The sequence below is a fragment of the Sphaerisporangium perillae genome, assembly GCF_023276435.1.
Taxonomy (GTDB): domain Bacteria; phylum Actinomycetota; class Actinomycetes; order Streptosporangiales; family Streptosporangiaceae; genus Sphaerisporangium; species Sphaerisporangium perillae.
Window position 1 is genome coordinate 199,124 of the sequence record NZ_JALLPO010000001.1, and the last position, 20,738, is coordinate 219,861.

Consider the following 20,738-nt stretch of genomic DNA (forward strand, 5'->3'; position numbering starts at 1 on the left):
CCCTTCCAGGGTTCCGGGCGTCGCCGTTGGCGGCGACCTGCGCGGGCGCCCGGCCCGCGCGGACGGCGGGCTCAGCCAGGCAGGGGGAAGGTCGACAGGGTGATCACCGTGATGGCGTCGTCCGTGACCTGGATGTTCACCCGCTGACCGCTGCGCAGCAGCCGGAGCGGGCCCGCGTCGAAGGCGTCGGAACCGAAGGGGATCTCGGTGCCGTCGTCGAGGAAGACCGAACCCGAGCGGGTTTCCGGATCGAAGATCCGCACCGTGGCCTGCACGTCGGTCAGCTTATCGCGCGGGAAACCGTTTGACCGGTCCTCGGAGCGCCCGCCATGGTGGCTTCTCGTGGTCATAACGGACAAGCCGCAAAGTCTGTGGCGCACCAGGCCGTATGTGCTGTTCGTGGGCGCGGACGCGATCAGCCAGGTCGGGACCCAGATCAGCCTGGTGGCCCTTCCGCTGGTCGCCGTGCTGACGCTGCACGCGGGGCCCTTCCAGGTCGGCATGCTGACCGCCGCCGAGATGGTGGCGTTCCTGCTGATCGGGCTGCCCGCCGGGGTGTGGGTCGACCGGCTCCCACGCAGGCGGATCCTCGTCACGGCGGACGTGGTCCGTGCGGTGGCGCTCGGGAGCATCCCCGCGGCGGCCGTGGCCGGTGTCCTGTCCCTGCCTCAGTTGTACGTGGTGGCGCTGGTCACCGGCGTGTGCACGGTGTTCTTCGACGTCGCCCACATGAGCTACCTGCCGTCGCTCGTCGGCAGGCGGGACCTCGCCCGGGGGAACGGGACGATCGAGACCATCCGGTCGACCGCGTCGCTCACCGGGCCCGGCGCCGGCGGGTGGCTCGCACAGCTCGTCACCGCGCCGGTCGCCCTGCTGGTGGACGCGGTCAGCTATGCCGTGTCCGCCGTGCTGCTCGGAGCGATCGGAACCGCGAAGGAGCCGAAGCCCGACGCCTCCGAGACCAGGAGCCTGGTCAGGGAGGTCGCAGAAGGGGTGCGGTTCGTCGCGGGCCATCGGGTGCTGCGGGTGATCGCGCTGGTGGGCGCGCTCAACATGCTCGGGTACGGCGCGTGGGTGTCCGCGCAGGCCCTGTTCCTGCTGAACGAGCTACGCCTGGCCCCGGGCTTCTACGGCGTGGTGATCTCGGCGGGCGCCGTGGGCGGCCTGCTCGGCGCCGTGGCCGCCCCGCGCGCGCTCGGCCGCTGGGGGACGGGCCGGACGCTGTACGCGTCGGCGGCGGCGGCGTTCCCCATGGCGCTGATCGCGCCGCTGGCCGCCCCGGGCTGGCGAGTCGTGCTCTTCCCGCTCGGCATGGCCCTCGGCGGCCTCGCCGGGACGATCTTCAGCATCGCGCAGCTCAGCTACCGGCAGGCGATCTGCCCCGAGCGTCTTCTCGGCCGGATGAACGCCTCCATGCGCTTCCTCATGTGGAGCGCCATGCCGTTCGGCGGCGTGCTCGGCGGGCTGGTGGGGGAGTGGCAGGGAGTCAGGGGCGCTCTGTGGGCGGCGAGCGCGACCGTCGCGCTGGCGCACGTGCCCGTGCTCGTCTCGCGCGGGCGGATCATCCGCCTGTGAGGCCGGTGCCCGCGGGCTCGCGGAGGCGGCGCCCCCGGGGGATCACCCGCTCGCGGGACCGGCGTCCTTGGGCTCGATGTAGGAGGCCAGGCCGCGGACGATGATGTCGAGCCCGAGCTCGAACCTGGCGTCGTTGCCGTCGTCGAACATCATGCCCGACAGGGTCACCAGGTTGGGGAACCGCTCGGGTGGGAGGGCGTCGAAGTATCCCTTGATGGTGTCGCGCATCTCGTCCCAGTTGCCCGCCTTGGTGTTGCGGCGACGCTCCTCCCACATGCTCTCCTCGAACGCGAACCCCTCGAGGAACGTGGAGAGCACGTCGCCCGCGGTGGCCGCCACCCGGTCGGGCATCCCGGCGGCGCGGAAGATCGCGAGCAGCCGCTCGACGTGGGGCAGCAGCTCGGGGGTGAAGGGCACGTGCGCCATGGAGATGCGGGCCATGTCGCGGTGGCGGAGCAGCCGCGCCCGGCCCTGGCGGGCGTACTCCTTGATCTGCTCCTGCCAGTGCTCGGGATCCGGATCGGGCAGCTCCTGGTCGTCGAACAGCCGGCTGTACATGTGCTCGAGGAGCTCGTCCTTGCTCGCCACGTGGGCGTAGAGGGCCGAGACGGCCACTCCGAGCTCGGCCGCGACCTGGCGCATGCTGAGCCCGTCGTACCCCTCGCGGTCGAGCACGGTGAACGCGGCGTCGACGATGCGCTCGCGCGTGAGCGGCACGCGGGCGGGGGCGTCCCGCTTGCGCGACCGTTCCCACGGTGGCGCGGGCATCGTCTGGTCGTCGCGCCGTGACCGGCTCATCGTCACCGCCCTTGCTCGTGATCCGTCCCGACGGAGTCTAGTTGCCCGGTGAACGGTGCTCGGTAGGCCGAACACCAGACTTTTTCGCGATATATCTTGTCTAGCGGCTAGATGCGACATATCTTGAGAACGCCGAACTTGAGTATGAACATCGTTCGATGATAGAACAGCGCTCGCTTATTGAGAACACTGTTCTGAAGACGTGGGCGACGCTCACCACCCCCTTGAGGAGTCCGCATGACGACGATCGGCACCCCCCGGCAGGAAGCACCACCCGAGGCGCCGCCGTACCGATGGCGCTGGGCGGCCCTGTTCGTCATCCTCGCCGCCGAGGTGATGGACCTGCTCGACGCCATGGTCACCAACATCGCGTCCCCCACCATCCGTGCCGAGCTGGGCGGGAGCGCCGCCGTCATCCAGTGGCTCGGCGCCGCCTACACGCTCTCCATGGCCGTCGGCCTGATCACCGGCGGCAGGCTGGGCGACATCTTCGGCCGCAAGAGGATGTTCCTCATCGGCGCCATCGGCTTCACCGTGGGATCGCTGTTCTGTGCGATCGCCCAGGGCCCCGAACTGCTGATCGGGGCACGGGTCGTCCAGGGACTGTTCGGCGCCGTCATGCTGCCGCAGGGCCTCGGCATGATCAAGGAGATGTTCCCGCCCAAGGAGATGCAGGCGGCGTTCGGCATGTTCGGGCCCATCATGGGCCTGTCATCGGTCGGCGGCCCGATCCTCGCCGGCTGGCTGATCACCGCCGACTTCTTCGGCACGGGCTGGCGCATGATCTTCCTGATCAACCTGCCGCTGGGTCTGGCCGCCGTGCTCTGCGGGCTGCGGTTCCTGCCCGAGTGGCGCTCGTCCCACCCGCTGAAGCTGGACTTCGGCGGCATGGTCCTGGCCTCGGTGGCCGGCTTCCTGATCATCTTCCCGCTGGTGCAGGGCCGCGAGCACGACTGGCCGCTGTGGTCCTTCCTGATGATCGGCGCGTCCGTCGTGGTGTTCGCCGTCTTCGGCTGGTACGAGTCGCGCAAGGCCAAGGCCGGCGGAGACCCGCTGATCGTGCCGAGCCTGTTCCGCAAGCGCGCCTTCACCGGCGGCCTGGTCACCGGCCTGGTCTTCTTCTCCGGCATGATCGGCTTCTCGCTGGTGTTCAACCTCTACACCCAGATCGGCCTCGGGTACTCCACCCTGAAGGCCGGCCTGGCGATGGTGCCCTGGTCGCTCGGCATGGTCGTCGGCTTCGGGATCGCCCAGCCGCTGCAGAAGTACGGCCGCAAGCTGCTGCACGGCGGCACGTTGCTCATGGCCTTCGGCGTCCTCGCGATCCTGGTGACGCTGAACATCAGCGGCATCGGCGTCACCCCGTGGCAGCTCACCCCCGCGCTGCTCGTGACCGGTGTCGGCATGGGCATGCTGATGGCGCCGTTCTTCGACATCGTGCTCGCCGGCGTCGAGCAGCACGAGACCGGCTCGGCCTCGGGCACGCTGACGGCCATCCAGCAGCTCGGCAGCGCCTTCGGCGTGGCGCTGCTCGGCACGGTGTTCTTCGGGATGCTGGGCGGCAGCGTCGCCACCGCCACCGACGACGTCGCTCCCAAACTGCGCTCGGAGCTGGCCGCCGTCCAGGTGACCGGCCCGGCGCAGGACCGTATCGTCACCGGGCTGCGCGACTGCGGGCACGACCGCGCGGTCGCCAAGGACCAGGCCGAGGTTCCCGCCTCCTGCACGCGCCTCGAGTCCGACGCCCGGGCCGCGGCGACCTCCCCGCAGGCCGGCGCCGCGATCCAGAAGGCCGTCGTCACGGCCGGAGCCGACGCGGGCAAGGAGGGGTTCGGCATCGCGATGAAGATGATCCTCTGGGTCGTGACGGGGATGCTGCTGCTGACCTTCCTCGTCGCCTTCCTGCTGCCGGAGCACGCCCGCGAGGACGAGGCGGCCGGCCACTGAAGGACGTCCCGTGGATCTCCGCCTAGAGGTGGAGGCCCACGGGACATCTCGGTGGACCTGGCCCGGGGCGCGGGCGGGTCAGGAAGGAGTCCTCCACGTGGAGGACTCCTTCAGCGTTCTCACCACCGCCGCCGTGTGCGGGCCGACGCCGAGCGCCAGCGCCTCTGTGAGGTCCGCCGGGGTGTCGACGTCGCGGCGCACCGAAGGGATGCCGTCCGGCGTCAGCTCCTTCGCGCCGCCGCCGAGGTGCCTGGCCCGCGACTCGCCGCCGAACCTCGGCCTGAACGCCACGCCGGGCCGTACTCCGTAGAACGTGGTCCCGACCTCGGCCGCGTCCGGCACGAACGACTGGTCGAAGTCGCGGGCCGCGCCCAGCGCCACGTCCAGCTCGCCGGGCCGCAGGGCGGGCAGGTCGGCCTGGAGCGCGCCGATCGGCCCCCCGGGCGCGAGCCGCAGGGCCTCCGCACCGCCGAACCGGAGCGCGGCGTTCAGCCCGGCCTCCGGATCGGGCACCACGTGCGCCCCGAGCGCGGCGAGGGCCTCGGCGGGCACGGGGTCGCCCGTGACGACCACGACCCTGGCGACCCTCGGGCAGGCCAGCGCGGCCGCGACCGTGTCGCAGGCGATCGCCACCGCGAGCGCGGCCCGGTGCGGCCCGGCCGCGGCGGCCAGGCGGGTCTTGGCGGCGATGAGGGTCTTCACCGGCACCACGAGGGTCCAGCCGGGTCCCGGGTCGAGCTCGTCACGTTCCGTACCACGCATGACCTAAGCATCCCGCCTCGACATCTGGCGGAGCCAACCGGGAGACTGATGGCGCACAGGCATGACTGGAGGAGTCGATGAGCCGCCCCGGACGTCCGCCCATCTTTTGGGAAGCCCTCGTCACGGTGATCGTGAAGACGGTGCTGCTGCTCTTCACGAAGCGTGACTGGCGGGGCCGCGCCAACGTTCCCCGCACCGGCGGCGTGATCATCGCGGCCAACCATCTGTCGTGGAGCGACCCGCTGCTGTTCGCCCACTTCGCCTACAACAACGGCCGCTGGCCGGTCTACCTGGCCAAGTCCGGGGTCTTCGACATCCCCGTCATCGGGACGATCGTCAGGAAGTGCAGGCAGATCCCGGTGTACCGCGGGAGCACCGACGCCGCGCGCTCGCTCAAGGAAGCCGAGCAGGCGCTCAGGGAGGGCTCCTGCGTCATCTTCTACCCCGAGGGCACCATCACCCGCGACCCCGAGTTCTGGCCCATGGCCGCGAAGACGGGCGTCGCCCGGCTGGCGCTCGCCACCGGCGTGCCCGTCATCCCCGTCGCCCACTGGGGCGCCCAGGAGCTCCTGCCGTACGGCCAGAAGAAGCCGCGGCTGTTCCCCCGCAAGACCTTCCGGGTGCTCGCCGGGCCGCCGGTCGATCTGTCCAAGTACGAGGGCCTGCCGATGCGCGGCCAGGTGCTCAAGGACGCGACCGCCGACATCATGGCCGCCATCACCGCCCAGCTGGCCGAGCTGCGGGGCGAGAAGGCGCCGGACGCCCCCTTCGACGAGGCCGAAAGCCGCGCAGGGTGACCGCAGCGGCGGGCCGAGGAGTGGGCGTACGGTGAGTAGATGACCAAGGCCGTCGTTTTCGGAACCGGTTCGTGGGGCACGACCTTCGCGATGATCCTGGCGGAGGCCGGCACGTCGACGACGCTGTGGGGACGCCGCGCCGAGGTGGTCGAGGCCATCGACCGCAGACACGAGAACCCCGAGTATCTCCCGGGCGTGCGGTTGCCCTCGTCGCTGCGCGCCACCACTGACCCGGTGGCCGCCATGGAGGGCGCCGACTTCGTCGTGCTGGCGGTCCCGTCCCAGACGCTGCGCGGCAACCTGGCCGCCTGGAGCCCGCACATTCCCGAGGACGCGGTGCTGGTCAGCCTGATGAAGGGCATCGAGCGGCTCACCTCCAAGCGCATGAGCGAGGTCATCTGCGAGGTGGCCGGCGTTCCCGCCGAGCGGGTCGCCGTCGTGTCGGGGCCGAACCTCGTCGGGGAGCTGATCCGGCGCGAGCCGGCCGCGACGGTGGTCGCCAGCGTGGACGACAAGGTCCTCGGGCGGCTGCAGGAGGCGTGCCACCTGCCCTGGTTCAGGGCCTACACCAACTCCGACGTGGTGGGGGTCGAGCTGGGCGGGGCCGTGAAGAACGTCATCGCCCTCGCCGTGGGCGTGGCCGCGGGCATGGGGCTCGGCGACAACGTCAGGGCGACGCTCATGACGCGCGGCCTGGCGGAGATCGCCCGGCTGGGCGCGGCGCTCGGCGCCGACCCGCACACCTTCGCCGGTCTCGCAGGCATGGGGGACCTGGTGGCGACCTGTACGTCCCCATTGTCGCGGAACCGCACTTTCGGGGAGAATCTCGGCCGAGGCATGACCCTGGCCGAGACCATCGCCGCCACCAAGCAGACCGCCGAGGGGGTCAAATCCTGCGAGTCGGTTCTGGCCCTGGCGAGGAAGCACGACGTGGAGATGCCGATCACCGAGGTCGTGGTGGGCGTCGTCCATGACGGAATGACCCCCAGCGAGGCCGCGATGCTGCTGATGTCGCGGACTCCCAAGCCCGAACGGTACGGCGTGTGACATCTTCCCGACGTATGCGCAGGAGGCTCGGCGAGAACACCAGGGCCGTCCATCTGCCCCCCGTGCCGCTCTCGCGCCAGCTCCCGATCGGGCTGCCCGTGTGGCGCACCGCCGCGTGGAGCTTCGACAGCTCCGCCGAGTACGCCGATGTGCTGGGCGACCGGGTGCCGGGGTTCGCCTACAGCAGGATCGACAACCCGACCGTGGCGGCGTTCGCCTCGGGCATCGCCTCGCTGGAGGGCGCGGCGGCCCCCGAGGACGTCGCGGGCCAGGCGTTCGCGTCCGGCATGGCGGCGGTCAGCGCGGTGTTCATGACGTTCCTGCGCGCGGGGGCCCACGTGGTCGCGCCGGCCCCGGTCTACGGCGGCGCCTACTCCCTGCTGTCGAACGTGCTGTCGCGTTTCGGGGTCTCCGTCGACTTCGTGGACTACTCCGACCTGCGCCGCGTCCACGCCACCGTCCGCTCCTCGACGAAGATCATCTATGCGGAGACGCTGAGCAACCCCACCATGGCGGTCGCCGACATCCGCGGGCTCTACCGCATCGCGCGGGACGCGGGGGCGCTGCTGGTGGTCGACTCGACCTTCGCGACCCCCGTGGTGTGCCGCCCCCTCGAGCACGGCGCCGACCTGGTCGTCCACTCCGCCACCAAGTTCATCGGCGGGCACGACGACTGCACGGGCGGAGCGGTGGTGGGACGTCCCGACCTGATCTCCAAGATCCGCGAGGTGCGCATCGACACCGGGGCCGCCCTCGCCCCGGACGAGGCCTTCCTGCTGCGCCGCGGCCTCGCGACGCTCCCGCTGCGGGTGCGCCGCATGTGCGCGACCGCGATGGTCTTCGCCGCCTCCGTGGCCAAGCATCCGGCGGTGCGCCGCGTCGACTACCCCGGCCTGGCCGGCCACCCCGGGCACCAGCTCGCCCGCCAGCTCTTCGACGCGGGCCCCGAGGGCACCCGGTACGGCGCGTGCGTCACCGTCACCCCGCACGGCGGCTACGAGGCCGGCGTCGCGCTGGCGGACACCGTACGGCTCGCGCGCATCGCGACCTCGATCGGCGGCACCCACACCAAGGTCGCCCACGTGGCCTCCACGACCCACCGCCAGCTCGACGAGGCGGCCCTGACGGCCTCCGGCATCGACGCGGGGGCGGTGCGCTTCTCCATCGGCCTGGAGGACGCCGAGGACCTCATCGCGGACGTCACGGAGGCGCTCGACGCGCTCCGCTCGGACACCACGAGCCGCACCTGACAAGCGGGGACGACAGGGGCGCAAGGTAGATTCGGGCATCATGAACGAGCAGCAGGAATCCCGGCCTCGCGTACGGGTGGCGGTGGTCTTCGGGGGCCGCAACTCCGAGCACGCGGTGTCCCTGATGGGGGCGGGCAGCGTACTCGCGGCCATCGACCGGACCAAGTACGACGTCGTCCCGATCGGCATCGCGCCGGACGGGCGGTGGGTGCTGGCCCCGGACGACCAGAGGTTCGAGATCGAGGGAGAACAGCTGCCCAGCGTGAACGACACCGGCACGGCGCTCGCGCTGGCCTCCGGCGGCGGATCGCTCGTGGCGCTGGACGCCGGGACGATCCCTGAGTCGCTCGGGCAGGTCGACGTCGTGTTCCCCATGCTGCACGGCCCGTTCGGCGAGGACGGCACCATCCAGGGCCTGCTGGAGATGGCCGGCGTCCGCTACGTCGGTTCCGGCGTGCTCGCCAGCGCCGTCGGCATGGACAAGGCCTACATGAAGGCGGTGCTCGCCGCGGCCGGGCTTCCCGTCGGCCCGCATGTCGTCGTGCGCGACCGCGACTGGCGCCTCGACCGGGGGCGGGTGCTCAAGGACATCGAGGGGCTCGGCCTGCCGGTCTTCGTCAAGCCCGCCCGGGCGGGGTCCAGCCAGGGCATCACCCGCGTGGACGACCTCGACGAGCTGGAGCGCGCGGTCGAGCTGGCCCGCGGGCACGACCCGAAGGTGCTGGTCGAGGCGGCCATCGAGGGGCGCGAGATCGAGTGCGCGGTGCTGGAGTCGCCGGGCGACGAGCCGCCCGCCGCGAGCCTGCCCGGCGAGGTCGTCGTCAACGACCAGCACGAGTTCTTCGACTTCGCCGCCAAGTACATCGGGTCGGACATGACGCTCTCCGTGCCCGCCGACATCCCAGAGGCCGTGAGCGAGGAACTGCGCGAGATGGCCGTGCGCGCGTTCGAGGCGCTCGGCTGCGAGGGGCTCTCCCGCGTGGACTTCTTCTACACGCCCTCGGGCGGGCTGGTCCTCAACGAGATCAACACCATGCCCGGGTTCACGGCGATGTCCGTGGCGCCGCAGCTCTGGGCCGCCTCGGGGGTTCCCTACACCGAGCTGGTGGACCGGATGATCCAGCTCGCGCTGAACCGTCCCGCGGGCCTGCGGTGACGGGCACGGCCGCTCAGGTGGTCCCGGCCGTTCCGATGGTGGGGAACGCCGCCTTGATCGGGGCGGCGAGGTCGATCAGCACGTCCGCGGTCTGGTGCCGGGGAGAGATCGTCACCTCGACGTAGCCGTCGCGGATGATCGCCGTGAACAGCGCCGGCCTGGCCGGATCGGCGAACCACGGCACGCCGTTGATCTCCGGCACCTGCTGGAGGGGGTCCAGAGCGGCGGGCCGCGGCACGCCGCAGCGGAGCGCGATCTCTCCCTCGCCCCACACCGCCACGTACGGCGAGGAGGGTTCGGACGGGACGCGCTCCGCGCCGTCGAGCGTGCGGGGCAGCCGGTCGTTCAGGGTGGTGCAGGCGGTCGCCGTGGCTCCTTGCGGGCTGGGCGGATCGACCCTCACCGCTCCACCGCATCCGGCCAGCAGCGCCATGGCGGCCAAGGCCGCGAGGACCCGCACCATGGCTTCCCCCGTGAGTTGTCGGCACTCAGATGTGCACTCAGATGTGCACGATCGGACAGGTAAGGGTACGCGTGATCCCCTCAACGGCCTGAATCTGGGCCACGACGAGCTTGCCGAGGTCGTCCACGTTGTCGGCCTCCGCGCGGACGATCACGTCGTACGGGCCCGTGACGTCCTCGGCCCGGGTGACCCCCTGGATGCCCGCGATCGCGGTCGCGACCTCGGCCGCCTTGCCGACTTCTGTCTGGATAAGGATGTAGGCCTGCACCATCACGTCCTCCCGCGGGGGCGAAACTGGTTTGTTTCAGTGCCGTTACTCGATCAGTCCGAATCGCCACCGTACATGCAACAGACCTGGAGGTGTGCTATCACAGCCGCAGATCTTGGTGAATTCGGGATCATTGCCCGTATTGTCGGACGCTTGCCACAATTTCCGGCGGTATTGCTCGGTCCCGGCGATGACGCCGCGGTCCTTCGTGCCCCCGATGGTCGGGTCGTCGTGACGACGGATCTCCTACTTGAGGGTAGGCACTTCCGTCGCGATTGGTCCAGCGCGTACGACATCGGCAGGAAGGCGGCGGCGCAGAACCTCTCTGACGTCGTCGCGATGGGCGCCGACCCCACGGCCCTTCTCGTCGGGCTCGGGCTGCCGGCCGACACGCCGGCGGACTGGCTGGACGGCCTCACCGACGGCTTCGGGGACGAATGCGCGCTGGTCGGCGCGAGCGTCGCGGGAGGCGACATCGCGAAGTCCGCCCAGATCGTGCTCGGCGTCACCGCGCTCGGCGACCTCGGCGGGCGCGCCCCGGTCACGCGCGGCGGGGCGCAGCCCGGGAACGTGGTCGCCGTGGCCGGCAGGCTCGGCCTCGCGGCCGGCGGGCTCGCCCTGTTCCACGCGGGCCGGCAGGAGTCCTTCCCGGAGCTGGCGGACGCGCACCGGCGCCCGCAGCCGCCGTACCGATGCGGTCCGGGGGCCGCCACCCTCGGCGCCACGGCCATGGTCGACGTCAGCGACGGGCTGCTGCAGGACCTCGGCCACATAGCCGAGGCGAGCGGGGTCCGCCTGGAGGTCGAGGCGGACGCCCTGCCGGTGCCGGAGCCGCTGGCCGCCGCCGCGGCCGAGCTGGGGGAGGACCCGCTCCGGTGGATGCTGACGGGCGGGGATGACCACGCGCTGGCCGCCGCCTTCCCGGCCGGCGTACGGCTACCGGAGGAGTGGCGGATCATCGGCCGCGTCGTCGAAGGGAAGGGTGCGCAGGTCAGGGGCCGTCCGGAGCTTCGAGGTGGCTGGGATCACTTCCGTGGATAAGGTGAAAATTGTGACAAAGAAGTATTGAAGGTGTTATGAAGTGGGGCGCTGTGGTTTCTAAGAGGAAGGCGCTTCATGGGACGGGGACGCCACACGTCACCCCGAGGTCAGGGGTCCGACCCTGACAGGTCGGGCGAACGCAGGCCTTCGGAATGGCACGACGACGAGCGCGGAACCCAGGAGTGGCTGGCCGTCGGCGACGACCCCGAATGGGCCGCCCCACCCCCACCCGGCCTCCCAGAGCGGCCCGCCCAATCCAGCACCCCCGGCTGGCCCGACGCACCCGGCCCCGGCACCCCCGGCTGGCCGGGCGCCCCGGGGAACAGTGCCCCGGAGTGGCCCGCCACGTCAGGCCCGGGTACCCCTGAGTGGCCTGCCACGTCAGGCCCCGGTACCCCTGAGTGGTCCGCTCCCGCGGACCTGGGCACTCCCGGCTGGCCCGACGCGCCCGGTCCCGGCACCCCCGGCTGGCCCGACGCGCCGGGAGTGAGCGGCTCGGAGTGGCCGGACGCGCCGGGCCTCGGTGCCCCCGGGTGGCCCGCCACGCCGGACTCGGCTGATCCCGGATGGCCCGCCACGCCGGACCCGGGTACCCCCGGGTGGCCCGACGCGTCGCTGTCCTCCGAGGGGGCGCAGCAGGGGGGCCACCCGGGCCCCGAGCCGAGCGCTTCCAGCGCCTGGGATGCCGTGCCCACCCCCGCCTGGCCGAGTGCGTGGGACGACCCTTCCCCGGCCTTCCCCCACGCGGACGACGACCTTCTCCGCCTCGGCGCGGGCCCCGGTGGCGACGACGACCGCCCCGCGTCCGGCTTTGGATCCGGGCCCGGCGAGGACGCTCTTCGGTCCGCCCTGGCATCCGGTGCCGGCGAAGGACCTGGAATCGGAGCCGGTCGCGGGGATGGCCCGCCCGGATCCGATCCGGGGCTCGAGGCAGACGATGACCCGTTCCGGTCCGGTCCGAAGAGGCGGCGGAGGAGGCAGCGTGCCGACCGGCCGCGGTTCTGGCGGGGACGCCGCCTGGCGGCGCTGTCCGCCGTGGCCGTGGTGACGGCCATCGGCACCGCCGTGATCGGCGTCAAGCTGTCCTCCGGCGAGCTCTCCTTGACCGAGGCCCCGGACTGCCCCACAGGACAGGTATGCGCGGCCATCGCCCCCGGGAAGCCCTCAACGCAGGGCGACGCCCCCGGGCCGACGGAAGAGGTTCCGGACGCGACGGCACCCTCCGACGGCGAGTCCGGCACCCCCAGCACGTCCGAGCAGGCCGAGCCGTCGTCGAGCGCGAGCCGTACGCCCGGGCGGCGGACACCGGCCCCGTCGAGCCGCCCGACGCCCCGGCGAACACGGACGACCCCCACGCCCGAGCCGAGCCGGTCGCCCAGCGACACCCCCGAACCCACCCTGACGGACGAGGACACGGAGATCACCACCCCCGAGGCGTCCCCGGAGGCCGACCAGGCCGATCCCGTGGTCGCGCCCGGCCGGGTGGCCGTCGACTTCGGCGTGTCCGAGGTCACCGGCACCGGGTACACCGGCCGGCTGACGATCACCAACACCGGCTCCGCCCTGGACGGATGGAGCGTCCGGGTGCCGGTCGGCGGCGACGTCACCGACGTCACGGGAGCCGAGTGGACCCAAGAGGGGGACGTACTGGCCCTGACCTCCACCGGCACCCTCGCCGAGGGCGAGCAGGCCGTGATCTCGTTCACCGCCGACGGCGACTCCGCCGTCCCGGAGACCTGCGAGCTCAACGGCGGCCGCTGCCGGCTCCAGGCGGACGGCGCCCTCTCATCCCAGGTGGATCCCGGACAGTGACCGTCGTATGGCCTTCTTCCGCCGGGTCGGGTGCCGTCGCGTCCGGCGCCGGGGCGGTGGCGCCGGCGCCGCCGTGCGGCGGGGAGGCTGCCGCATGGTGGTGGACGCCGAACGGGAGCACGCGCCTGGTTTGATGGACGGGTGACTCCTCCCCGTGTGCTGACGATCGCAGGCTCCGACTCAGGTGGAGGCGCCGGCATCCAGGCCGATCTGAAGACCATGCTGGCGCTCGGCGTCCACGGCATGAGCGTGATCGCCGCGGTGACCGCGCAGAACTCCGTCGGAGTCCAGGGCTATTGGGAGCTTCCCGTTGAGGCGGTGCGCGCCCAGCTCGACTCGGTGCTGGGCGACATCGGCGCCCAGGCGGTCAAGACGGGCATGCTCGCCTCGCCGGAACTGGTCGCGGTGGTCGCGGAGGTGCTGGCCGATGTGGACGCGCCGGTGGTGGTCGACCCGGTGGGCGTCTCCAAGCACGGCGACCCGCTCCTCGCCCCCGAAGCCGTTCACACGATGACGTCCCGCCTGCTGCCGGTGGCCACGGTGGTGACGCCGAACCTGTGGGAGGTGGAGCAGCTCACCTCCGTCAAGGTCGAGGACGAGGCCGGCCTGCGCCCGGCGGCCGAGGCGATCCTGGCGCTCGGTCCGGCGTGGGCGCTGATCAAGGGCGGTCACCTGCCGGGCCGGCCGGTCGACCTGCTCACCGATGGCGTGAAGGAGTACCGCTTCTCGGCCGAGCGGCACGATAACCGTCACACCCATGGGACGGGATGCACGCTGGCCTCCGCCGTAGCCTCCTACCTCGCCATGGGGGAGGACGTTCCAGGCGCGGTGGCGAAGGCCAAGGAGTACGTCACGGGCGCGATCGCCCACGGTTTCCCGCTCGGCGCCGGCATCGGCCCGGTCGACCACGCGTGGCGCTGGCGCTGAGGGAACGCAGAACAGCCCGCCGCCAGGAGGCGACGGGCTGTTGGAAGCGCGGGGCTAGCGGGTGATCTTGCCGGCCTTGATGCAGGAGGTGCACACGTTCAACCGCTTCGGCGTGCTGCCCACCATGGCGCGCACACGCTGGATGTTGGGGTTCCAGCGGCGGCGGGTGCGGCGGTGCGAGTGCGAGATGTTGTTGCCGAAAGTCGGCCCCTTGCCGCAAACGTCGCAGACGGAAGCCACGGTCATCGCTCCTTAGATCAGTCAATAGGCCCGAAACCGAGGTAGAAGCGGTGGTCGGGCATGCCGGGACAACCGGCTGGCCACACGAGGGTATCCGATGTTGCCCGGTGCTCGCCAAACGGGGGAACAGGCGAACGGGGATAATCTCGTAACACCAACCGTAGCGCATCAACGGAGGCGGCGCGGTCCCCCCGCGTGCGAACCACCGTGCGACGTGCCGCGCGGAGGGTGGACACGCCGCGCGCAGGAGGGAGCCACATGCCTTCGGAGGCCACCGAGGCCGGAGCATCCCTCCAGACCCTCGATCCGCCCGCCGTGCGCCGCTGGTCCCGGGTGTGCGCCGACGCGCTCGGCAGGGCCCGGACGGAGATCGACGCGCTCAACGTCTTCCCGGTCCCCGATGGCGACACCGGGACGAACCTGCATCTCACCATGCTGTCGGCCGCCGACGCCCTGGACGGGCTCCCTGGGGACGCCGACGCGGAGATCACGTGGCACACCCTCGCCCACGGGGCGCTGATCGGCGCCCGGGGGAACTCCGGGGTGATCGTCAGCCAGGCGCTGCGCGGGATGGCCGAGGTGCTCAAGCTCGCCAAGGGGGGAGGCCGTGACCTGCGCGAAGGGCTGGTCAGGGCGGCCGAGATGGCGAGGAGCGCGGTGGCGCGGCCCGTCGAGGGCACCGTCCTCAGCGTGCTGAGCGCGGCGGCGCGGGCGGTGCAGGACGCACCGGACGAGCTGGCGGAGGTGGCGAGGAGGGCCGCGTCGGCCGCCCGGACGGCTCTCGGCCGCACGACCGGGCAGCTGGACGTGCTGGCGCGCAACGGGGTGGTGGACGCCGGTGCCGCGGGGCTGACCGTCATCCTGGAGAGCCTCGCGGCCGTGATCACCGACACCTACGTCGGCCGGTACGACGTGCCCGCGCCGGCCGCGAGGTTCGTGCCGGACGGCCCTGAGGACGCGGCCGGTCAGGACGCCCCGGGGTATGAGGTGATGTACCTCCTGGAGGCCGATGAGAGCGCCGTGGCGGCGTTACGCGAGGAGCTCGACCGCCTCGGCGACTCCCTGGTGGTCGTCGGCGGCGACGGCCTGTGGAACGTTCATGTGCACGTCGACGACGCGGGGGCCGCCATCGAGGCCGGCATGCGGGCCGGTCGGCCGTACCGCGTCAAGGTCGTCTACCTGCAGGCGCCGGTGCGCGCGGCCCGTCAGGGGGACGGCCGTGGCGTCGTGGCCGTGGCGGCGGGCGACGGCATCGCAGGGCTCTTCCAGGAGGCCGGGGCCGTGGTCGTGCCCCGCGAGCCCGGTTCCAGCCCTCAGCTGGCGGCCGTGCTGGAGGCGATCAGGCAGGCGGGGACCGAGGTCGCGGTGCTGCCCAACGACCTCGGCGTCAACGCGGTGGCCATGGCCGCGGCGGCGATCGCCCGCGAGGAGGGCATCGTCGTCAGCGTGCTGCCCACCAAGGCGACCGTCCAGGGGCTGGCCGCGCTCGCCGTGCACGACCCGCTGCGCCGTTTCGACGACGACGTGGTGGCGATGACCGACGCCGCCGGCCACACCCGGCACGGCCACGTGTGGGTGGCCGACAGGGAGGCCGTGACGAGCGCGGGAATGTGCCGCCCGGGGGACGTGCTGGGCGTCATCGACAGTGACGTCGCGCTGATCGGGACGGACGTCGACGCCATGGCCGTGAAGATCACTTCCCGCATGCTCTCGGTCAGCAGCGAGATGGTCACCCTCATCGTGGGCGCCGACGCGGGCGACCGACCGGCCCGAGCCGTCCAGGACCACCTGGACTCGGTACGGCCCGACGTGGAGGTGGTCGTCTACGAGGGCGGCCAGGGCGGCTACCCCCTGCTCGTCGGCGTCGAATGAGTCCGCTCGCACGGCCCCCGGGAGACGCTCGCCCGGTGATCTTCCGGGGCGAGAGGGGTTCGGGTGGGGAGTTGGGCTTTCCTGTCGGCGTTGAGCGGTAGAACTTGATGACGTGACGCGTTTCGACGAGCCGCTCATCAAGGCGCTGGACCCCAAGACGGCCAAGCCGCTCGAGAGCTCGCTCAACATCACCACCGTCGGCGAGCTGCTCCGCCACTACCCCCGGCGGTACGCCGAGCGGGGGGAGCTGACCGCGCTCGACGCCCTGGAGGTCGACGAGCACGTCACGGTCGTGGGCGAGGTGTCGCGCCTGATGCGCAAGCCCATGCGCAACCGCTCGGGCACCTGGCTGGAGGTCGAGGTCGTCGACGGCAGGCGCAACACGATCTATCTGTCGTTCTTCGGCAAGGTCTCCCACGTGGTCGAGACCCGGCTCAAGCCGGGCACCCGGGCGATGTTCTCCGGCAAGGTCGGGCGGTTCGGGCGCGGCGAGCGGGCCAAGTGGCAGCTGAACCATCCCGAGTTCGAGCCGTTCGAGGAGACCGAGTCCTCGGCGGCCGAGTTCGCCGCCGCGCCGGTGCCGATCTACCCGGCGGCGAGCGGCATCACCTCCTGGGTGATCCGCAGGGCGATCGGCGTCGTGCTCGACACGCTCGGCCCGATTCCCGACCCGCTCCCCGCCGACCTGCGCGCCCGCCACCGGCTGTCCGGCCTCGCCGAAGCGCTGGAGGCCGTGCACCGGCCACGCGACCAGGGCGACATCTCGCGGGCCCGCATGAGGTTGAAGTTCGACGAGGCGTTCGTGCTCCAGGCCGTGCTCGCCCAGCGGCGCCAGGCCGCCGCCGCCTGGCCCGCCGCTCCCCGCCCCCGCCGCGGCGACGGGCTGCTCGCCGACTTCGACGGTCGGCTGCCGTTCCAGCTCACCGAGGGGCAGATCGAGGTCGGCGAGGAGGTCGCGGCCGAGCTGGCGCTCGCCCATCCGATGCACCGCCTGCTCCAGGGCGAGGTGGGCGCGGGCAAGACCGTGGTGGCGCTGCGGGCGATGCTCCAGGTCGTCGACGCCGGAGGCCAGGCGGCGCTACTCGCCCCGACCGAGGTCCTGGCGCAGCAGCACCACAGGTCCATCACGCGCATGCTCGGCGACCTCGGTACGGGCGGCATGTTCGGGGGCACCGCGGTGACGCTGCTCACCGGTTCGATGGGGGCCGCGGGGCGGCGCGCGGCGCTGCTCGACGCGGCGTCCGGGGCGGCCGGCATCGTCGTCGGCACCCACGCCCTGCTCCAGGAGCACGTCCAGTTCGCCGACCTCGGCCTTGTGGTCGTGGACGAGCAGCACCGCTTCGGCGTCGAGCAGCGCGACGCGCTGCGCGAGAAGGCCGGGGGCGGGCGCCCGCACGTGCTGGTGATGACGGCGACGCCGATCCCGCGCACGGTCGCCATGACGGTCTTCGGCGACCTGGAGGTGTCGACGCTCAGCCAGCTCCCGTCCGGCCGGGCGCCGATCACGACCCACGTCGTGCCGGCGGCCGACAAGCCGCACTTCCTGGAGCGCACCTGGGAGCGCATCCGCGAGGAGGTCGGCCTCGGCCGCCAGGCGTACATCGTGTGCCCCCGCATCGGCGACCTCGAGGGCGACGAGGGCGACCTCGGCGACCTGGCCGAGGCGGCGGAGGCAGAGGAGGCCGCCGCCGAGCGCAGGCCGCCTCTGGCCGTCATGGAGGTCGCTCCCATGCTCGCGGGCGGCCCGCTGGCCGGGCTGCGGGTGGAGGTGCTGCACGGCCGCCTGCCTCCTGAGGAGAAGGACGCGGTGATGCGGGCCTTCACGCGCGGCGAGGTCGACGTGCTGGTGGCCACCACCGTGATCGAGGTCGGGGTGGACGTGCCCAACGCCTCGGTGATGGTCATCATGGACGCCGACCGGTTCGGCGTCTCCCAGCTCCACCAGCTCCGCGGGCGGGTGGGCCGGGGCGGCCTGCCCGGCCTGTGCCTGCTGGTCACCGACTTCCCCGCGGGCACTCCCGCGCGCGACCGGCTCGACGCGGTGGCGGCCACCCTCGACGGCTTCGAGCTGTCGCGGGTGGACCTCGAGCAGCGGCGCGAGGGCGACGTGCTCGGCGCGGCCCAGTCCGGGCGCAGGTCGTCGCTGAAGATGCTGCGGCTGCTCCGCGACGAGGAGGTCATCAGGGACGCCCGCGAAGAGGCGGCCCGCCTGCTCTCCGGCGACCCGGAGCTGGCGGAGCACCCGGAGCTCAGGGCCGAGATCGACAGGCTCCTCGGCGACGAGCGCGCCGAGTTCCTGGAAAAAGCCTGAGACCGCCGAGCGGAGCGAGGCCGAGCAAGCATGGCTCGGGGCGCGGCGGTGGTCTGAGGAGGAGGGAGGGTGAGGTACGAGCCCGGACGACGACGAAGACCGCCGCCTCAAAGGCGCCACGAGCCCGCCGAGCGGAGCGAGGCAAAGGAACACGGCTCGGGGCGCGGCGGTGGTCTGAGGAGGAGGGAGGGTGAGGTACGAGCCCGGACGACGACGAAGACCGCCGCCTCAAGGGCGCTCCGAGCCCGCCGAGCGGAGCGAGGCCGACAAACACAGAAAATGACCCAGGGCCCAGCCTTGGGACGGCCTCCCCCCGAATGCCGTCCCCGGCTGGGCCCACCCTCGGGTCAGGTGCCGAGGGCACCGGCGCGCGGAAGGGCTCACGATCACGCCGGTCGGCCTTCCCCTGGGTCACCATGAAGGCCGCAGAACTCATCATGTGGGCTCGGGCGGCTGTGGGGAACGACCCTTGCGCATTCGTCGACGACACTTGGGCACTCTTGACCTCGGTGCCTGGCCGGCGCGGGCGGCGGCGAGAATGGGCGGGTGACCCGAGTCATCGCAGGAACCGCCGGTGGGCGCCGGATCGCCGTCCCCCCGGGGCGCGGCACCCGGCCGACGAGCGACCGTGCCAGAGAGGGGCTGTTCTCCACCGTGGGCTCCCTTCTAGGGCCGCTGGACGGCGCGCGGGTGCTCGACCTTTACGCCGGGTCGGGCGCGGTGGGCCTGGAGGCCCTCTCGCGGGGGGCGGAGCACGCCCTGCTGGTCGAGTCCGACGTGAAAGCCGTGCGCACGATCAGGGCGAACATCGCCGAGCTGGGCCTGCCGGGGGCCGTCGTCAGCGGTGACAAGGTCGAGCGCCTGGTGGCCGGCGCGTGCGACGAACCCTACGACTTCGTGTTCGCCGATCCTCCGTACGCCGTCAAGGACGAGATGGTCCGGGAGGTGCTGGAGCGTCTCCGTGACAACGGCTGGCTCGCCGCGGACGCCTTGGTCGCGGTGGAGCGGGAGTCACGGGGGAAGGACCTTGTCTGGCCCTCGGGTTTCGCTGAGGAGAGGGTCCGTCGCTATGGCGAAGCGTCCGTTTGGTACGGTCGCGCCGCCGGGAACCAGTGAAACTGGGGGTTTGCCTTGCGTCGCGTCGTCTGTCCGGGATCCTTCGATCCCGTCACCAACGGTCATCTCGACATCATCGGCCGGACTTCCCGGCTGTATGACGAGGTCGTCGTCGCCGTGCTGATCAACGTCGAGAAGAAGAGCCTGTTCACCGTGGACGAGCGCATCGAGACGCTCCAGGCGGTCACCAAGGAGTACGGCAACGTGCGCGTGGAGAAGTTCTACGGGCTGCTCGTCGACTTCTGCAAGCAGCAGGGCATCCCGACGATCGTCAAGGGTCTGCGAGCGGTCAGCGACTTCGACTACGAGTTGCAGATGGCCCAGCTCAACTACCGGATGTCGGGTGTGGAGACGCTGTTCATGTCGACCAACCCGGAGTACTCCTTCCTGTCGTCGAGCAGGCTCAAGGAGATCGCCAGATATGGTGGGGACGTCTCCGGACTCGTGCCTGATCTTGTGCACCGGATGCTGGTCGAACGGCTGCGCGGCTGAGTCCTGGTATTCTTTCTCATCGGCCTTGTACGACGGCGGTGATTCGCCATGCCTCAAGAGAGCAGGAAGACGCTGCGTAGCCTCGACCCCCGAGCCCCATGGGTGATTTCGACCCACGATCTGGGACGGCGGCCGGGATCCATGCGCGAGATCTCCCGTTCTCTGCCGGCTCCGGAGAATCTCACCGTCGGCATGATCGGCGTTCCCAAGGACGCCGAAATCGAGCTGGACATCCGGCTCGAGGCAGTGATGGAAGGCGTGCTCCTCACGGGCACGGCGCGGGCTCCGCTCAGCGGCGAGTGCTCGCGGTGCCTGGATCCGCTGACCTCGGAGATCGAGGTCGGGTTCCAGGAGCTCTTCTTCTACTCGGCGGAAGAAGCCGCCGAGGACGACTCACTCCTCGACGGTGAACTCCTCGATCTCGAGCCGACGTTCCGCGACGCGGTGGTGCTCGCACTGCCGTTGAGCCCGGTCTGCGGTGAAGACTGCCTCGGGTTGTGCGTGGAGTGTGGGGTCAAGCTGGCGGAAGCCGGCCCTGACCACCGGCACGAGAGCATCGACGCCCGCTGGGCGGCGTTGCAGAGCCTGAACATCGAGAACAACAAGACCCAGGAGGGTTGACGTGGCCGTCCCCAAGCGGAAGATGTCGCGGAGCAACACCCGCTCCCGCCGCGCGCAGTGGAAGACCGCCGCGCCGGTGCTCGTGAGCTGCAACCAGTGCCGGTCGCCGAAGCTGCCGCACGTGGCATGCCCGACCTGCGGCACCTACAACCGCCGTCAGGTCATCGAGCCGTCGGCCTGATCACGCCTGCGGTGGCCGGTGAGCCGGCCGGATGCGAGGCATCCGGCCGGGAAGACCGTCCA

The 20,738-nt window shown here is 71.7% G+C and carries 21 protein-coding genes; 15 read left to right on the top strand and 6 right to left on the bottom strand.

All coding sequences use genetic code 11. The features are described 5' to 3' along the window. Positions 1-71: 71 nt before the first annotated feature. Entirely contained in the window at positions 72-275 is a 204-nt protein-coding gene (locus tag MYF83_RS00855; protein ID WP_248958169.1) for a hypothetical protein, read from the bottom strand. Positions 276-342: 67 nt separating this feature from the next. On the opposite strand from MYF83_RS00855, the gene MYF83_RS00860 reads away from it, so the two are divergent. Further along, positions 343-1,575 carry an MFS transporter gene (locus MYF83_RS00860; protein ID WP_248958170.1) on the top strand — a complete coding sequence of 411 codons (1,233 nt, stop codon included), beginning with the start codon at positions 343-345 and terminating at the stop codon, positions 1,573-1,575. A gap of 42 nt (positions 1,576-1,617) precedes the next feature. On the opposite strand, the gene MYF83_RS00865 is transcribed toward MYF83_RS00860, so the two are convergent. After that, positions 1,618-2,373: a TetR/AcrR family transcriptional regulator gene (locus tag MYF83_RS00865; RefSeq protein ID WP_248958171.1), complete on the bottom strand. Its 756-nt coding sequence runs from the start codon at positions 2,371-2,373 to the stop codon at positions 1,618-1,620. A 237-nt stretch (positions 2,374-2,610) separates the two neighbouring features. Here MYF83_RS00865 and MYF83_RS00870 point away from each other — a divergent pair, with 237 nt between their 5' ends. Then, positions 2,611-4,320, top strand: coding sequence for an MFS transporter (locus tag MYF83_RS00870; RefSeq protein ID WP_248958172.1), 1,710 nt, complete (start codon positions 2,611-2,613; stop codon positions 4,318-4,320). 78 nt (positions 4,321-4,398) lie between these two features. Here MYF83_RS00870 and cofC read toward each other — a convergent pair whose 3' ends face one another. Then, entirely contained in the window at positions 4,399-5,082 is a 684-nt protein-coding gene (cofC, locus tag MYF83_RS00875) for a 2-phospho-L-lactate guanylyltransferase (protein WP_248958173.1), read from the bottom strand. Between the two features lie 77 nt (positions 5,083-5,159). Between cofC and MYF83_RS00880 the strand changes: the two genes are divergently transcribed. The 4 genes from MYF83_RS00880 to MYF83_RS00895 are packed head-to-tail and all read left to right on the top strand — an operon-like array spanning position 5,160 to position 9,332. Beyond that, on the top strand, positions 5,160-5,879 hold the full coding sequence (locus MYF83_RS00880; protein WP_248958174.1) for a lysophospholipid acyltransferase family protein: 720 nt from the start codon (positions 5,160-5,162) through the stop codon (positions 5,877-5,879). Positions 5,880-5,918: 39 nt separating this feature from the next. Then, on the top strand, positions 5,919-6,926 hold the full coding sequence (locus MYF83_RS00885) for an NAD(P)H-dependent glycerol-3-phosphate dehydrogenase (RefSeq protein WP_248958175.1): 1,008 nt from the start codon (positions 5,919-5,921) through the stop codon (positions 6,924-6,926). Between the two features lie 14 nt (positions 6,927-6,940). Next, positions 6,941-8,176 (top strand): trans-sulfuration enzyme family protein, encoded by a 1,236-nt coding sequence (locus tag MYF83_RS00890; protein ID WP_248958382.1) that lies wholly within the window; start codon positions 6,941-6,943, stop codon positions 8,174-8,176. Between the two features lie 40 nt (positions 8,177-8,216). Continuing rightward, positions 8,217-9,332, top strand: a complete 1,116-nt coding sequence (locus MYF83_RS00895) for a D-alanine--D-alanine ligase family protein (RefSeq protein ID WP_248958176.1) — start codon at positions 8,217-8,219, stop codon at positions 9,330-9,332. Between the two features lie 13 nt (positions 9,333-9,345). On the opposite strand, the gene MYF83_RS00900 is transcribed toward MYF83_RS00895, so the two are convergent. Next, positions 9,346-9,795: a DUF3515 family protein gene (locus MYF83_RS00900; protein ID WP_248958177.1), complete on the bottom strand. Its 450-nt coding sequence runs from the start codon at positions 9,793-9,795 to the stop codon at positions 9,346-9,348. Between the two features lie 37 nt (positions 9,796-9,832). Continuing rightward, on the bottom strand, positions 9,833-10,066 hold the full coding sequence (locus MYF83_RS00905; protein ID WP_248958178.1) for an Lrp/AsnC family transcriptional regulator: 234 nt from the start codon (positions 10,064-10,066) through the stop codon (positions 9,833-9,835). Positions 10,067-10,138: 72 nt separating this feature from the next. On the opposite strand from MYF83_RS00905, the gene MYF83_RS00910 reads away from it, so the two are divergent. The 3 genes from MYF83_RS00910 to thiD all read left to right on the top strand — a co-directional run bounded on the left by MYF83_RS00910 (position 10,139) and on the right by thiD (position 13,843). Further along, a complete protein-coding gene (locus MYF83_RS00910) occupies positions 10,139-11,104 on the top strand; it encodes a thiamine-phosphate kinase (protein WP_248958179.1) in 966 nt (321 codons plus the stop codon). Positions 11,105-12,139: 1,035 nt separating this feature from the next. Next, on the top strand, positions 12,140-12,916 hold the full coding sequence (locus MYF83_RS43550) for a cellulose binding domain-containing protein (protein ID WP_248958180.1): 777 nt from the start codon (positions 12,140-12,142) through the stop codon (positions 12,914-12,916). 141 nt (positions 12,917-13,057) lie between these two features. Next, the gene (thiD, locus tag MYF83_RS00920; RefSeq protein ID WP_248958181.1) at positions 13,058-13,843 is read left to right on the top strand and encodes a bifunctional hydroxymethylpyrimidine kinase/phosphomethylpyrimidine kinase; all 786 of its coding nucleotides are present in this window, start codon (positions 13,058-13,060) and stop codon (positions 13,841-13,843) included. A 54-nt stretch (positions 13,844-13,897) separates the two neighbouring features. On the opposite strand, the gene rpmB is transcribed toward thiD, so the two are convergent. After that, positions 13,898-14,083: a 50S ribosomal protein L28 gene (gene rpmB, locus MYF83_RS00925; protein ID WP_248958383.1), complete on the bottom strand. Its 186-nt coding sequence runs from the start codon at positions 14,081-14,083 to the stop codon at positions 13,898-13,900. Between the two features lie 258 nt (positions 14,084-14,341). On the opposite strand from rpmB, the gene MYF83_RS00930 reads away from it, so the two are divergent. The 6 genes from MYF83_RS00930 to rpmF all read left to right on the top strand — a co-directional run bounded on the left by MYF83_RS00930 (position 14,342) and on the right by rpmF (position 20,676). Continuing rightward, positions 14,342-15,955, top strand: coding sequence for a DAK2 domain-containing protein (locus MYF83_RS00930; RefSeq protein ID WP_248958182.1), 1,614 nt, complete (start codon positions 14,342-14,344; stop codon positions 15,953-15,955). 112 nt (positions 15,956-16,067) lie between these two features. Next, positions 16,068-18,266 (top strand): ATP-dependent DNA helicase RecG, encoded by a 2,199-nt coding sequence (recG, locus tag MYF83_RS00935; RefSeq protein ID WP_248958183.1) that lies wholly within the window; start codon positions 16,068-16,070, stop codon positions 18,264-18,266. 546 nt (positions 18,267-18,812) lie between these two features. Next, positions 18,813-19,382: a 16S rRNA (guanine(966)-N(2))-methyltransferase RsmD gene (gene rsmD, locus MYF83_RS00940; protein WP_248958184.1), complete on the top strand. Its 570-nt coding sequence runs from the start codon at positions 18,813-18,815 to the stop codon at positions 19,380-19,382. A gap of 15 nt (positions 19,383-19,397) precedes the next feature. Beyond that, positions 19,398-19,874, top strand: coding sequence for a pantetheine-phosphate adenylyltransferase (gene coaD / locus MYF83_RS00945; protein WP_248958185.1), 477 nt, complete (start codon positions 19,398-19,400; stop codon positions 19,872-19,874). A gap of 48 nt (positions 19,875-19,922) precedes the next feature. Further along, positions 19,923-20,495 (top strand): YceD family protein, encoded by a 573-nt coding sequence (locus MYF83_RS00950; protein ID WP_248958186.1) that lies wholly within the window; start codon positions 19,923-19,925, stop codon positions 20,493-20,495. Position 20,496: 1 nt separating this feature from the next. After that, on the top strand, positions 20,497-20,676 hold the full coding sequence (gene rpmF / locus MYF83_RS00955; RefSeq protein ID WP_248958187.1) for a 50S ribosomal protein L32: 180 nt from the start codon (positions 20,497-20,499) through the stop codon (positions 20,674-20,676). Positions 20,677-20,738 lie beyond the last annotated feature (62 nt).